This window comes from Neisseria sp. WLZKY-1 (assembly GCF_046546535.1).
In the GTDB taxonomy this organism is placed as follows: domain Bacteria; phylum Pseudomonadota; class Gammaproteobacteria; order Burkholderiales; family Neisseriaceae; genus Neisseria.
Genome location: NZ_JBKGTW010000010.1, coordinates 41,764 through 55,732, shown reverse-complemented (window position 1 = coordinate 55,732; position 13,969 = coordinate 41,764). Strand labels below are relative to the sequence as shown.

The window sequence follows — 13,969 nt, the reverse complement described above, 5'->3', positions numbered from 1 at the left end:
CGGCCTCAACCCTTTCAGACGGCCTCAACCCTTTCAGACGGCCTCAACCCTTTCAGACGGCCTCAACCCTTTCAGACGGCCTCAACCCTTTCAGACGGCCTCAACCCTTTCAGACGGCCTCACTGTTGAGGCCGTCTGAAAACGCCCTAAAACCCGATTACAATTAAAGTCCCCGCATAGCAAAGCCAAAAACACCCATGCCCACTGACCCAATCGCCATTATCCAAACCCCCCAAGCCTCTGTTTGGAACAAAATTCCGCTGATTTTGCAGCTTGCCAAGCAACAAGACCAAACCGTCTACTCCCTGATTTTGGCCATGATGGAAGACCCCACCTTTTCCAATGTGCGCGGCACATTGGTTTACGCGCTGAAAAACTACCCGCCCGAGCCATTGTTTAATCCGGCAATCCATTGGCTGATTACAGGCAACTTTGAAATGGCGCACGAAGCATAGGACATTCTTAACGGCATCACAGAATTAACAGGCGGGCAAGTGGCGCATGCCTACACATTACTGCTTGCCGCTGCAAATAATACGAAAACCGAAAGCTGGCGCATTGAATTGCTGCAAGACGCATTAAATTGGTTTGGATAAACACCAAGGCAGCCTGAAAACGGGCGGATGTTTTCAGGCTGCCTTTCAGTCCGATCCGGCCTGCCGCTTGCGTTCCGACTCTTCGCGTGCTGCGGCGGACATGGCCGTCGCAGTGGCCGCCATGGCCGATGCAATGGCCAAGGGCACGAAAACATAATGCACCCATGAAAACGGTTCGCCGAAATAGAAAAACACGGCGGGCAGCGGAAAGAAGCAGTAGCAGAAATTAAAGGCAAAGCGTTGCCGTGGCGACCATTTGAGCGGCAGGCCGTTGATTGCGAAAAAACCCGTCATCATGGCGGCGTTCAGGTATTCACGCGGGCTCACCCGGCTGTCGCGCAGCCATTCGGCAAAAACAAAGGCACCGAACATGGCGGATGTGCCCAAAAGCCATTTGGCGGTTTTCCACAGTTTACCCATATCGTTTCCTTTGTGAGTATTTGAATGGCAGTTTCAGACGGCCTTATGCGCCCGTAGCTTGGCAGCGAAAAACACCAGCGCCGCCGCCAGCAGCAGGGCGCAGCCCATGGCCAGGTGGATGCCGTCGAGCATTTTGGCCTGCGGCGTGGCGGCGGATGAGAGCTGTTCGCCGATATTGGTGGCGCCGACGAAAAACGCCGCGCCCAGCGCGCCGGCAATCGGGTTGATGGTGGTCATAATCGCCGCGCCGTGCGGGTTGAGCTGCTTGGGCAGGGCGTTTAAGCCGTGGGTTTCGCCGGTAACGCAGGCGGATACGGATACGGCCATCAGGGCAAACATTGCCGAAAGCGCGGCGGTTTGCGTGTCGAGCCGCAAAAACAGCCACATTACCGCCAGCGACACCACCATCATCACGGTGGCGGGCAACACGACAAAACGCCCGCCTTTTTTGTCGAGCAGACGGCCGAACAGCGGCGCGGCGGCGGCCTGCGCGATGCTGGCGGGCAGCAGAATCAGGCCGGTGACGGTGCCGGTGAGCAGCAGCACTTGCTGGGTGTACATCGGCATCATCAGTTCCAGCCCCAAAAACAGAAACACCGCGCCCGCCAGTATCACCACGCTGTAGCGGAACTGCGCGTAGCCGAAAGCGCGCAGGTTTAACAGCGGCGTGGCCAGCTGGAACTGCCTGCGGGCAAACCAGCCCACCAGCAACACCGAGCCGGCGCTAATCAATACAAACTCGGCCATCGGCAGCGTGGAAAAGCTGCTGCTGGCGTACACCAGCCCGCCGAAACCGGCGACGGACAGCACCGCCGAGAGCGCGTCGATTTTCGGGCGGGTAACGCGGCTTAAGTTTACGGTTAAAAACTTCGCCACCAGCGCCATCGCCGCCAGCATAAACGGCGCGGTAAAGCCAAACAGCACGCGCCAATGGGTGTGGTCGATGATGATGCCCGAGAGCGTCGGCCCCATCGCGGGCGCGGCGGTGAACATCATGGTAATCACGCCCATCGCCGTGCCGCGCCGCGCGGGCGGGTAAATCGACAAAATGCCGTTAAATAGGAGCGGCACGAAAAACGCCGCCGACACCGCCTGCACCATCCGTCCTGCCACCAATACGCCGAAAGTCGGCGCAAAGGCGCATACCAGCGAGCCGGTTAAAAACACCGCCTGCGTCAAAAGCACCATGCGGCGCGTGTCCAGCCATTGGATCACCCCCGCCGTAATCGGCGTAAACGCGCCCATCACCAGCAGAAAACCGGTGGTCAGCCACTGCACCGTGGTTTTGTCCACGCCGAAGTCGCGCATAATCGGCGTGAGCGCGACATTGAGCAGCGTGTCGTTGAGATAACCGAAAAACGCGCCGATAAATAATGTGGCAACGATGGTTTTGGCGGGGAAGTCGGGGTGGTCGGCAAGGTATTCGGCGTCGGTTTGTCGGCCGTCTGAATCTGAAACGTGCATGGCGGTTGACTAAGAATTTGAAAAGGCGGGGATTTTAACATGGGGAGAAGGATGGCTGACTCACCCCGCCGATACCGCATTTTCAGACGGCCTCCGTTCACAACCTACGTTTGGGCAGCGGGTAGTTTAACCGACGGTTATATGGGGGAAGGCCGTCTGAAACCCTGTTTCGGGTTTCAGACGGCCTTCGGTTTTTCCGCTGCCGTTGTCGGCAATGCTCTGCCTGCGGCGGCGCGTTTTATTTTTTGCTCAGTGTCAGCCCCGTCCAGCCGAAGAGGAGGGTGAGCGCGAGGCTGAGGTAGCAGAAGAAGGCGTAGGGCAGGTAGTCGAGGACGGGCACGCCGAGGGCTTGGGCGATGAAGACGCCGCAGACGCTCCACGGCACGAGGGGGTTGATAACGGTGCCCGCGTCTTCCAGCGTGCGCGACAGGTTGCGCGGGTGCAGGCCGAGTTTGTCGTAAACGGGTTTGAAGGTTTCGCCCGCCAGCAGGATGCTCAGGTATTGTTCGCCGATCAGGACGTTGACGCCGACGGAGGTGGCGGCGACGCAGGCAGTGGCGCGGCCGGCGCCGGTGAGGAAGCGGCGGATGCCTTCGAGCAGGCTGGGGATGATGCCGAGGGTGAAGAGGAGGCCGCCGAGGCTCAGGCCGAGAATGACGATGGTTTGGGTGAAGAACATGCTCTCCAAGCCGCCGCGCGAGACGAGGCGGGCGATGCGGTCGAAGCCGTCGCCTTCGAGTTTGAAGCCGCCGTAGAACCAGCTGCCGAGTTTGGCGAGGTCGGGGCTGCTGTGCAGGTAGGTGAGGGCGAGGGCGGCGAGGATGGTGGCGAGCATGGCGACGATGGCGTTGACGCGGCGCACGGCAAGGACGACGAGCAGGGCGAAGGGGATGAGGGCGTAGGCGTGAACGAGGCCGGAGGCTTCGAGCTGCTGGCGGAAGATGGCGGTGCTGTTGAGGTTTTCGGCGGCGACGGCGGGCAGCAGCCAACCGGTGGCGAGGGCGGTGAGCAGCCAGGCGGGCACGGTGGTGTAGGCCATGTTTTTGATGTGTTCGAAGAGGTCGATGCCGACGATGGAGGCGGCGATGCCGGTGGTGTCGGAGAGGGGGGACATTTTGTCGCCGAAGAATGCGCCGGAGACGACGGCGCCGGCGGTCATGGCCAAATCGGCGTGGAAGGCTTCGCCCATGCCGATAAAGGCGACTCCGACGGTGGCGCAGGTGGTGAGGCTGCTGCCGATGCTGATGCCGATCAGGGAGGAGAGGACGAAGGCGGAGAGGTAGAAGTATTGCGGTGAGATAAGACCGAAGCCGTAGTACATCAGGGTGGGTATCGAGCCGGACATCATCAGGGCGCTGACCATCAGGCCGATGAAGAAGAAGAGGTAGACCGCGCCCATGCTCTGGCTGAGGGCGGCAATCATGCCGCGCTGCATGTCGTCGTATTTGAGGCCGCGCGCCAGGCCGTAGGCAACCAAGGCGGTGATGGCGGCGATGATGGTCATGTGCGGCAGCCAGCTCAGGGAGATGATGCTGTAGCCCATGGCGGCGACGAGGACGGCAGCAACGGCGGCGGCTTCTTTGCGCGGCATGTCGATCAGGGGTTTGAAGGCGAACACGGTTTGGCTCCGTTTGTTTCAGTGTGAACAGCGGCGCATTGTAGCGTATTGACGCAATGTTTACATGATTTAAAGAAAGGCCGTCTGAAAACACGGTTTGTGTTTTTTCAGACGGCCTTTCTGCGCGGCGGACGGCGTTCAGACGGCCTGCAACAGCAGGCGGACGAGGTATTCGTCTTGCGGCAGGGTGAGTTTGAGGTTGCGCGTGTCGCCTTCGACCAGCAGCGGGCGGATGCCGATGGCTTCGACGGCGGAGGCTTCGTCGGTGATGCCGCCCAAATCGGCGGCGGACAGGGCACGCTGCAATAAGGCCGTCTGAAAAAGCTGGGGGGTTTGCGCCTGCCACAGGGCGGCGCGGGAGATGGTGGCGGCGATGCGGTTGGCGTCGTCGGCGCGTTTGAGGGTGTCGGCCACGGGCACGGCGAGGATGCCGCCCTGCTCCGCCGCGCCTGCCTGTTCGATGAGGCGGCTGAGGGCGGCGGCGGGCAGGCAGCAGCGGGCGGCGTCGTGGACGAGGATGTTGTCGTCTGCCGCCGCGATGCCTTGCGAGACCAGTTCGTGAAGGCCGTTGCGCACGGTTTCGGCGCGGGTTTGCCCGCCGACGCGGAAGACACCGAGTTTGGCGGGGTTGTCGTCGGAGGCCGTCTGAAAAACGGTGTCGTCGGTGGCGAGGATAACGGCGGTGTAGTCGATTTGCGGGTGGTTTAGAAAGATGTCGACGGTGTGGCGCAGCACGGTTTTGCCGTTGATTTCGACATATTGTTTGGGTTTGCCCGCGCCGAAGCGTGCGCCGACGCCGGCGGCGGGGATGAGGGCGATGTGGCGGCTCATGCGCTTTCATCCTGCGCTTCGGCCGGGTCGGCTTCTTCCGGCTCTTCGGGTTCGGGCGGCGCTTCCTGCGCGGCTTCGGCGGCGGGCTGCCAGATGCAGCGGCCGCCGGTGGCTTGGTTGAGGTCGTCGAGGATGGCGGCGTGGGCAGCCAGTTCGCCAGCGTCGGCGGCAATGACTTTCAGACGGCCTGTACGTTCGGTTTTGGCGGCTTGCCGTGTGGCGGCGGAAGCGGCCTGTTCGTTCGGTGTTTCGCTGCTTTCGCCGACCAGGTCGAACTGTTCGCGGGTCATGGCAAGGTAGACTTCGGCGAGCAGTTCGCAGTCGATGAGTGCGCCGTGGTAGACGCGTTTGCTGCGGTCGATGTCGAGGCGGTTACACAGGGCGTCGAGGCTGGCTTTCTGGCCGGGGTATTTTTCGCGTGCCATGGCGAGGGTGTCTGTCACTTCGCAGCCGAGTTCTTTGATGGTGGGCAAGCCCATGCGCTCGAATTCCATGTCGAGAAAGCCGACATCGAAGCGGGCGTTGTGGATGATGAGTTCGGCGCCGCGCAGAAAATCGGCGATTTGCGTGCCGACGGCGGAGAATTTGGGCGCGTTTTTTTCTTCGAGCACGTCGAGGGTGATGCCGTGCACCGCCGCCGCTTCGGCGGGGATGTCGCGGTCGGGGTGGATGTAGAGATGGAGGGTGCTGTCGGTGAGCTGGCGTTTGCGCATTTCGATGCCGGCAAATTCGAGAATGCGGTCGCCGCGGTCGGGGTAGAGGCCGGTGGTTTCGGTGTCGAGGATGATTTGGCGTTCGCGTGCCATGCTTGTTCCTTCAAAATAAACAGGCAGCCGGTGCGGCTGCGGCCGCGCATTTTACCGCAAGGGCGCCTGTTTGGCTGTCAGGACGGCTGGAATGCCCGAAAACCGAACAAAAAAAGGATTTTCAGACAAACTTTATTCCCTTTTTTTTCAATCGAATGGAAATATATTTTATAACAACAATAATTATCGTTTGATTCTGATAGAGAGTTGGGATAATATGCGCCCCATCGAAGCAGACGGATGTTGCCGCAAGCAAGTAATGACAAGCAGGGAGGAGGAAATGTCCGAAACGATGTTCAAGCTCTTTGCCCCGGATATTTTACAGCTGCACCGGCAGATTTTTTCTTCATGGCTAGCTGTATCCCCGGCAAAAGATAAAGGCGAACCGGCCGTATTCAGTAGCGTGTACGCCCATATCGACGGCCATTATTATTTCGCTCTGCCCGAACAGTGCCCCGCCCTCGACAGGCAAAACGGTATTGTACTGATTGAAAACGAAAAGGCCGATATCCGCCTGAGCTGGGTCGGCCGCACGCGGGAAGTTTCCTGCAAAGAATGTGTTTACCGCGAAGCCTGCGCCGTATTGCAGCGGCGCTGCGGAGGAGAGGCAGACTTCGACGAAAACTGCCGTCTGTTGGAGCTTGATCCCGAACAGGGTCATTTGAGCATCAGCGGCAAATACGATTCCGCGCTGTCTCCCAATCTTCTGCAACGCGCCCTTTATCCTGCCGCCCAACGTGTTCCGGTGGCAGCCTGATGTAAAAGTTTTGGTAGTGGTTTGTGTTCCTTTTGCGCCCCTGTTCTCAGGGGCGATTTTTTTTGTACGGCTTTTTTCAGACGGCCTTATCTGTCACAATCAAGCCGTCTGAAAAAGCTTATCCGAATATGCAACTGATCAAATATTTGCAGGCGCAGGGGCTGGGCAGCCGCAAGCAGTGTCTTTGGTTGATTGAAAACGGCTGCGTCGCGGTGAACGGCGAAATTCTCAACGGCGCAAAAACCGAAATTTCGCCCGCCGAAGTCTCTTCGCTGGCGGTTGACGGCGAAGCGGCAACGGTGATCCCCCTGCCTTATTTCTATATCGTGCTCAACAAGCCCGCCGGTTACGAAACCTCGCACAAACCGCGCGATTATCCGAGCGTGTTTTCCCTGTTTCCCGACCAGCTGCGCAATACCGATATGCAGGCTGTCGGGCGTTTGGATGCGGATACGACGGGCGTTCTGCTGATTACCAACGACGGACAATTCAACCACCGCCTGACTTCGCCGAAGCACAAAGTCCCCAAGTTGTACCGAGCCGTTTTGAAACACGCGGCGGACGAAGCGTTCTGCCAAACGCTGAAAAACGGCGTGCTGCTGCACGACGACAATGAAACAGTTTCGGCTGCCGACGCCGTGCTCGAAGATCCGCACACGCTGCTGCTGACGATTACCGAAGGCAAATACCATCAGGTCAAACGCATGGCCGCCGCTGCGGGCAACAGAGTGGAAAGCCTGCACCGCCTGCAATTCGGCGAATGGTCGGCGGAGGATTTAGCGGCAGGGGAATGGCGTTTTGTTACTCTGTGACAGCGGTTGCGCCGACTGCCGCTTGTCCGCATCCGGCAACCGCTCGTACATCTGCGGTTTGCGCTCCTCGCTGCTGCCGCTAGTATGCGAAGCGTCTGACAGACGTTTGCTTTTTGGCAGACATGTGAGTAAGACGTTTTCCCCGTAATGTGTTTGGCCATCTATACTTCCCCTTGGTATAGATGGTATTTTTTTGCCTGCCGTTTTGGCCGATAGGACAGACAAAACCCCGAAGCGCGTGTCCGCTTCGGGGTTTTGCTGTGGCAGGCAGCTTATTTCATGCCGGGAAATACGCCTTTCATGCCTTTGGCCATACTCATCAGCTTGCGCATATTGTTACCGCTGAACATTTTCATCATTTTTTGCGACTGCTCGAATTGGTTGAGCATTTTGTTCACTTCCTGAACAGTCGTGCCCGCGCCTGCGGCGATGCGGCGCTTGCGGCTGGTTTTAATGAGGGCAGGATTGGCGCGCTCTTTCGGCGTCATCGAATTGATGATGGCTTCGACATGTCCCATCGCTTTTTCCGCCGTGCCTTCGGGAATCTGCTGGGACAGGCGGCCGATTTCGCCCGGCATTTTCGACATCAGGTTTTCCAAGCCGCCCATATTGCGCATCTGCTGGATTTGCAGTTTGAAATCGTTGAGGTCGAAGCTTTTGCCTTTGCGCAGCTTCTTCGCCATCTCTGCGGCTGCGGCTTCGTCTATGCCTTTTTGCACGTCCTCAACCAAAGTGAGCACGTCGCCCATGCCCAAAATGCGGCTGGCGATGCGGTCGGGGTGGAAGGCTTCGAGGCCGTCGATTTTTTCGCCGACGCCGATGAATTTGATCGGCTTGCCGGTCACCTGGCGCACGGAAAGTGCCGCACCGCCGCGCGAATCACCGTCCATTTTGGTGAGGACGACGCCTGTCAGCGGCAGGGCTTCGTTAAACGCCTGCGCGGTGTTGACGGCGTCTTGGCCGAGCATGGCGTCAACGACAAACAGCGTTTCCGTCGGATGAAGCGCGGCGTGCAGGGCTTTGATTTCGTCCATCATTTCCTGATCGATGGCGAGACGGCCGGCGGTGTCTACCATCAGCACGTCGTAGAAACCGCGCTTGGCTTGGTTCAGCGCGGCCTGCGCGATTTCGACGGGCTGCTGCGTGGTGTCGGAAGGGAAAAAGTCGACCTGCACCTGTTCGGCCAGCAGGCGGAGCTGTTCGATGGCTGCGGGGCGGTAAACGTCGGCAGACACCAGCAGGATTTTTTTCTTTTTGTCCTGCGACTTGATCAGGCGGGCAAGTTTGCCGACGGTGGTGGTTTTGCCCGCGCCCTGCAAACCGGCCATCAGCACTACGGCGGGCGGTGCGACGGACAAATCCAGCCTGCTGTTTTCTTTGCCCATCAGCTCGATGAGCGCCTGGTTGACGACGGTAATGAAGGCCTGTTCGGCGGTGAGGTTGTCGGAAATTTCGCGGCCGACGGCTTTTTCTTTCACGGAAGCGACGAAATCGCGCACCACGGGCAGGGCGACGTCGGCTTCCAACAGGGCGAGGCGCACTTCGCGCAGGGCGGGTTTGATGTTTTCTTCGTTGAGCGTGGCGATGCCGCGAACGTTTTTAAAGACCGAATAAAAGCGGCCGGTCAGATTGTCTAACATGGACTTCCTTTGAGTAAGCTGCCACGCGGACAGTGTAGTTTGATAAAATCGGCGCATTTTACACCAACCCGCGCGTTTGATGGATACGCGCCCAGCCGAAAGAGCGCCATGCCGATTATGCTGATTTGTCTGATGCTTGTTTACGCCGCTTTGGCCGCTTTTGTGTGGTTTTGGCGGCTGAAGAAAAACGCGGACGGCTATCCGCTGGGCAGGGAGCTGGCCGTTTTGGCCGCCGCCCTGCTGCCGCACGGCGCGGTGCTGCTGCTGCCGGTTTTGCACGACCGCGTGCTGATTTTGGGTTTCGGCTATGCTACGGCGGTGATTGTGTGGCTGATGCTGATGCTGTATCTGGCGGGCAGCTTTTTCTACCGCCTGCGCGGCTTGCAGCTGCTGCTTTATCCCCTGTCGGCCGCGCTCTTGCTGGCGGCCGTTTTGTTTCCCGGCCACTCGGCGGCTTACCGCCTGACCGACTGGCCGTTTATGCTCCACATTGTGTCGTCGCTGCTGGCATACAGCCTATTCGGCATCACCACGCTGATTGCGGTGCTGATTCTGTGGCTCAGCCGCGATCTGCACAAACACACGCTCTCGCCCGCCCGTTCTTTTCTGCCGCCGCTTTTGAGTTTGGAGAAAATGATGTTTCAGGCGATGTGGGCGGGTTTTGCACTGTTGACAGCGTCGGTGGTGAGCGGCACGTTTTTTTCCGAGGTCGTGTTCGGGCGGCCGTTTACCTTCACCCATAAAAACCTGTTCGGCGTGTTGTCGTGGTTTATCTATGCGGCGCTGCTGCTCAAACGCGCCATGACCGCCTGGCGCGGCAAACGGCCGGCGGTGTGGACGATAGTCGGTTTTGCCAGTCTGATGCTGGCCTACGCGGGCAGCAAGTTTGTGTTGGAAGTGCTGTTGCACCGCTGAAATGCCCTGTTGCGGAAGAGGCCGTCTGAAAAATACTTTTCAGACGGCCTCTTCGTTTCATTTCGTCTTTTTCAGACGGCCTGCACATAAAACAGGCCGTTCTTGTGAAACGGCCTGCCGGTCAAACTTCCTGATTTTTATCGGGTCGTGCCCTGTTTTCTCTATTTCTGTTTATTGCCTTTGTTAACTTGGCTTTGTGTAGCGCAATGTAATCTATAAAAGACCTTTATGGCAAGAGCGCTTATCGTTGATATTTTAATAAAGGCGGAAAATTGCCGTATTTTGATTTTTTTCAGCGGATTATGCTTCAAGAAACGGGATTTGCGTCTGCCTTTCGGTGTGCGCTCCATACCCTGTCTAACCGGATGTAGTTGCGATTTTCTCGCGCGAAGGCCGTCTGAAAACAAAGCTTCAAAGCCGCGAATCCCCGCCCTGCGGCCTCGGGCAAACCGCATGACGCCGTTTTCCGTTTTCCATTAGAATGCCGCCTTTTTTCAGAAACATTATCCCCGCGCAGGCGGGGACAGCCTCACGCCATGCGCCTCACCCACATCAAACTCTCCGGCTTCAAATCTTTTACCGACCCGACCACAATCCATGTGCCCGGCCAGCTGGTGGCCGTGATCGGGCCCAACGGCTGCGGCAAATCCAATGTAATCGACGCGGTGCGCTGGGTATTGGGCGAGGCTTCGGCCAAGCAGCTGCGCGGCGAGAGTATGCAGGACGTGATTTTCAACGGAGCGGCCACCCGCCGACCAGCGCCGAGGGCTTCAGTGGAATTGGTGTTTGACAACGCCGACCACTCCTTGCAGGGCGCGTGGGGGCAGTATGCCGAGGTGAGCATCAAACGCCAGCTTACGCGCCAGGGCGAATCGACTTATTTTATTAACAACCAGGTCGTGCGCCGCCGTGATATTACCGATTTGTTTTTGGGTACGGGCGTGGGCGCGCGCGGCTATGCGGTGATTGAGCAGGGCATGATTTCGCGCATCATCGAAGCGCGGCCGGAGGAACTTCGCGCCTATATCGAAGAGGCGGCCGGCGTGTCCAAATATAAGGAGCGGCGTAAGGAAACCGAAGGCCGTCTGAAAGACACGCGCGAGCATCTGCAACGCTTGGGTGATTTGCAAAACGAGTTGGCGCGGCAGGTGGAAAAGCTGGAAAAACAGGCCGAAACGGCCGAACGCTACCGCTTTCTCACCGAGCAGCTCAACCGCCAGCAGGATTTGCTCGATTACAGCCAATGGCGGCAGTCGCTCGCCGCCGCCGACAAAGCCACCGCGCAGCATCAGGCTTTGCAGGCGCAGCAGGACGAGGCCGCCGCACAAATCCAAACGCTTTCAGACGGCATCCGCGATTTGCAGCAAACCGAGCAGGCGCAGCAGCAGAGCGCACACGATTTGGCCAACCGGCGCGGCGTGTTGCGCGAACAGATTGCCCGCCTCGAAGAACAAATCCGCCACCGGCAAAACCTGCACCAGCGCATCGAGCGCGACAAGCAGGCGGCGCAGGCGCAGATGCAGCGTATCCGCCAGGAAGAGCAGCAGATTCGCGCTTTGATGGAAGAAAACGACATGGCGTTTGAAGAGCGGCAAACCGAGTTGGCCGAACTGGCGATGCAGGTGGCCGAACACGAAGAAAGCCTGCCCGCGCTGGAAGAAGCCCAAGCCGCGCTCAACGCCGCCTACCAGTCGCAACACGACGAAGCCGCGCGGCTCAAACGCGAGCTGGCCTTGAAACAGCAGCAGCTTGCCCACGCGCAGCAAACCCTGCGCCGCCATGAGGAGCGCAAAGGCCGTCTGAATGCCGAAAGCCAAGCGCTCAACCTGCCCGACGAAGCCGACACCGCCGCCGCGCAGGAGGCCGCCGCGCTGCTGCAAAGCCAGCAGGAGTATTACGAAGAACAGATTGCCGATGCCGAACAACGTCTTACCACCGCGCGGCAGGCGTTTCAGACGGCCTCAACCCGTTTCCAAGCCCTGCAACAGCAGTCCATTACACTACAGGCGCAGCAGCAGGCCATCTCGCAGCTTTTGGCGCAGCAGGAAACCGCCGACTTCTGGCCGCACACCGCCCACGCCGACGCGCCGCAGCTTTGGCAGCACATCCAAGCCCCGCCCGAATGGCAGCACGCGCTGGGCGCGGTGTTGGCCGAACGCCTGCACGCCCGCGCCGTACCCGACAGCTTCGCGCCGCCTGCGCCGCTGCCGCAGGGCGCAGCCGCCTGGTTTTCAGACGGCCTCAGCGGCGGTGTGAAAAAATCCCTGCCCGCGCAAGCCCTGCTCAACCAAATCCAAGCGCAGCCGCCGTTTCAGACGGCCTTGCACCACTGGCTCGACGGCGTGTTGTGCGCCCCCAGCCTCGATTACGCCCTCGCGCACCAATCCGATTTGGGCGGCGGCCAAATCTGGCTCACGCCCGAAGGCCACCAAATCGACAAAGTCAGCGTGCTGCTTTACGCCCCCAACACACAGGAAAACCTGATGGCGCAGAAAGCGCGTTTGGACGACATCGCCGCCTCGCTGGACACCCTCGCGCCCGAGTTGGAACACGCCCGCACCGCGCAAAACCAAGCCCAAACCGAAGCCGAAGAGGCCGAGTCGCAACACCGCAGCCTGATGCAGCAACAGCAACAGCACAGCCGCGAACACAGCCGCGCCCAACAACGCGCCGCCGAGCTGCTCGCCCGCACCAACCAAGGCCAAATCCGCCGCGAACACATCGAGCGCGAGCTTGCCCAAATCGAAGAAGAAGCCACCGTGTTGGCGCACAGTTCAGACGGCCTCGAAGACGACATCGCCACGCTGGCCGAAGCCGCCGCCGAACTCGAAACGCAGCAGCAGCACGCCGCCACCGAGCGCCAAGCGCAGCAAGGCCGTCTGAAACAGGCGCAGCTTGCCCTTTACGAAGCCAACCGCCGCTACGGCCTGGCCGAAGTGGCCGTACACAAAATCCAACAGCAGCAGCAAAACCACCAAACGCAAATCCTGCGCCTGCAAGAGCAGGCCGAAGAATGGCAGGAGCGCCAGCAGGAACTTGCCCTTGCCTACGAAACCGAAATGCAGGGCGACGAGCAGCACATTCAGCTCGAACACTTGGGCGAAGCCGTGCACACGCTCGACGAAGAATACGCCGAGTTGCAAAGCGCCTTGGCCGACACGCAGGCACAAGGCCGCGAACAATACGCGCAGCTGCAAGCCGCGCAAACCAAGCTGCCGCAGCTGCAAGCCGCCACCCAAACCGCCCTGTTGCAGCAGCAGGAAGCCCTGCTCAACGCCAAACGCTTCCACCAAAACCTCACCGAACGCGGCGCAGATTTGGACGCACTCGAAGCGTCGGCCAAAGAAGCAGGCCGTCTGAACATCCAAAACAGCCAAATCGCCGACACCGCCCGCCAAATCGAAGCCCTCGGCGCAGTCAACCTCGCCGCCCTGCAAGAGCTCGAAGAAGCCCGCGAGCGCGACGGCTACTACCGCAGCCAGAGCGAAGACGTGCAAAACGCCATCGCCCTGTTGGAAGAAGCCATCGCCCAAATCGACAGCAAAACCAAAGAACGCTTCAAAGCCACCTTCGACGCCGTCAACGAAAAAGTGCAAACCTTCTTCCCCACGCTCTTCGGCGGCGGCGAAGCCACATTACACATGATAGGCGACGATTTGCTCACCGCAGGCGTCTCCATCATGGCGCGGCCGCCCGGCAAGAAAAACTCCACCATTCATCTGCTCTCCGGCGGCGAAAAAGCCCTCACCGCCATGAGCCTCGTGTTCGCCCTGTTCAGCCTCAACCCCGCCCCCTTCTGCCTGTTGGACGAAGTTGATGCCCCGCTGGACGACGCCAACACCTCGCGTTTCTGCAAGCTCGTCAAAGAAATGAGCGCGCAAACCCAGTTCCTCTACATCTCACACAACCGCCTCACCATGGAAATGGCCGAACAGCTCGTCGGCGTCACCATGCAGGAAAAAGGCGTGTCGCGCATCGTGGCCGTCAATATCCAAGAAGCCCTGAAAATGGCCGAGAGCGCGTAGGGCGCATGGACGCAAAAAGGCCGTCTGAAACCCCCGTTTCGGTTTTTCAGACGGCCTTTCTTTATCTGACTATGCTTTCAGACGG

At 59.4% G+C, this 13,969-nt stretch carries 11 protein-coding genes; 5 read left to right on the top strand and 6 right to left on the bottom strand.

Annotated elements, in window-relative coordinates; all coding sequences use genetic code 11:
- The first annotated feature begins 197 nt into the window (after positions 1 to 197).
- Entirely contained in the window at positions 198 to 455 is a 258-nt protein-coding gene (locus ACLD9W_RS04735) for a hypothetical protein (RefSeq protein WP_410840938.1), read from the top strand.
- Between the two features lie 186 nt (positions 456 to 641).
- Here ACLD9W_RS04735 and ACLD9W_RS04730 read toward each other — a convergent pair whose 3' ends face one another.
- From ACLD9W_RS04730 to dnaQ, 5 genes are all read right to left on the bottom strand, one after another.
- Positions 642 to 1,016: a hypothetical protein gene (locus ACLD9W_RS04730; protein ID WP_410840937.1), complete on the bottom strand. Its 375-nt coding sequence runs from the start codon at positions 1,014 to 1,016 to the stop codon at positions 642 to 644.
- 33 nt (positions 1,017 to 1,049) lie between these two features.
- Positions 1,050 to 2,480 (bottom strand): MFS transporter, encoded by a 1,431-nt coding sequence (locus ACLD9W_RS04725; protein WP_410840936.1) that lies wholly within the window; start codon positions 2,478 to 2,480, stop codon positions 1,050 to 1,052.
- Positions 2,481 to 2,718: 238 nt separating this feature from the next.
- Entirely contained in the window at positions 2,719 to 4,098 is a 1,380-nt protein-coding gene (nhaC, locus tag ACLD9W_RS04720; RefSeq protein WP_094030858.1) for a Na+/H+ antiporter NhaC, read from the bottom strand.
- Positions 4,099 to 4,236: 138 nt separating this feature from the next.
- Entirely contained in the window at positions 4,237 to 4,929 is a 693-nt protein-coding gene (gene ispD / locus ACLD9W_RS04715; RefSeq protein WP_410840935.1) for a 2-C-methyl-D-erythritol 4-phosphate cytidylyltransferase, read from the bottom strand.
- The gene (gene dnaQ / locus ACLD9W_RS04710) at positions 4,926 to 5,735 is read right to left on the bottom strand and encodes a DNA polymerase III subunit epsilon (protein ID WP_410840934.1); all 810 of its coding nucleotides are present in this window, start codon (positions 5,733 to 5,735) and stop codon (positions 4,926 to 4,928) included. The genes ispD and dnaQ overlap by 4 nt, the downstream gene beginning before the upstream one ends.
- A 70-nt stretch (positions 5,736 to 5,805) precedes the next feature.
- Between dnaQ and ACLD9W_RS04705 the strand changes: the two genes are divergently transcribed.
- Both ACLD9W_RS04705 and ACLD9W_RS04700 read left to right on the top strand, forming a co-directional pair.
- Complete coding sequence (locus tag ACLD9W_RS04705; protein WP_410840933.1) at positions 5,806 to 6,492, top strand: hypothetical protein; 687 nt, start codon at positions 5,806 to 5,808, stop codon at positions 6,490 to 6,492.
- A gap of 128 nt (positions 6,493 to 6,620) precedes the next feature.
- The gene (locus ACLD9W_RS04700; protein WP_410840932.1) at positions 6,621 to 7,304 is read left to right on the top strand and encodes a pseudouridine synthase; all 684 of its coding nucleotides are present in this window, start codon (positions 6,621 to 6,623) and stop codon (positions 7,302 to 7,304) included.
- Positions 7,305 to 7,576: 272 nt separating this feature from the next.
- Here the strand turns inward: ACLD9W_RS04700 and ffh are convergent, their stop codons facing one another.
- Positions 7,577 to 8,944 carry a signal recognition particle protein gene (gene ffh, locus ACLD9W_RS04695; protein ID WP_410840931.1) on the bottom strand — a complete coding sequence of 456 codons (1,368 nt, stop codon included), beginning with the start codon at positions 8,942 to 8,944 and terminating at the stop codon, positions 7,577 to 7,579.
- Positions 8,945 to 9,052: 108 nt separating this feature from the next.
- Between ffh and ACLD9W_RS04690 the strand changes: the two genes are divergently transcribed.
- Both ACLD9W_RS04690 and smc read left to right on the top strand, forming a co-directional pair.
- Positions 9,053 to 9,859 (top strand): inner membrane protein YpjD, encoded by an 807-nt coding sequence (locus ACLD9W_RS04690; protein ID WP_410840930.1) that lies wholly within the window; start codon positions 9,053 to 9,055, stop codon positions 9,857 to 9,859.
- Positions 9,860 to 10,395: 536 nt separating this feature from the next.
- On the top strand, positions 10,396 to 13,884 hold the full coding sequence (gene smc / locus ACLD9W_RS04685) for a chromosome segregation protein SMC (RefSeq protein WP_410840929.1): 3,489 nt from the start codon (positions 10,396 to 10,398) through the stop codon (positions 13,882 to 13,884).
- The last annotated feature ends 85 nt before the right edge of the window (positions 13,885 to 13,969 follow it).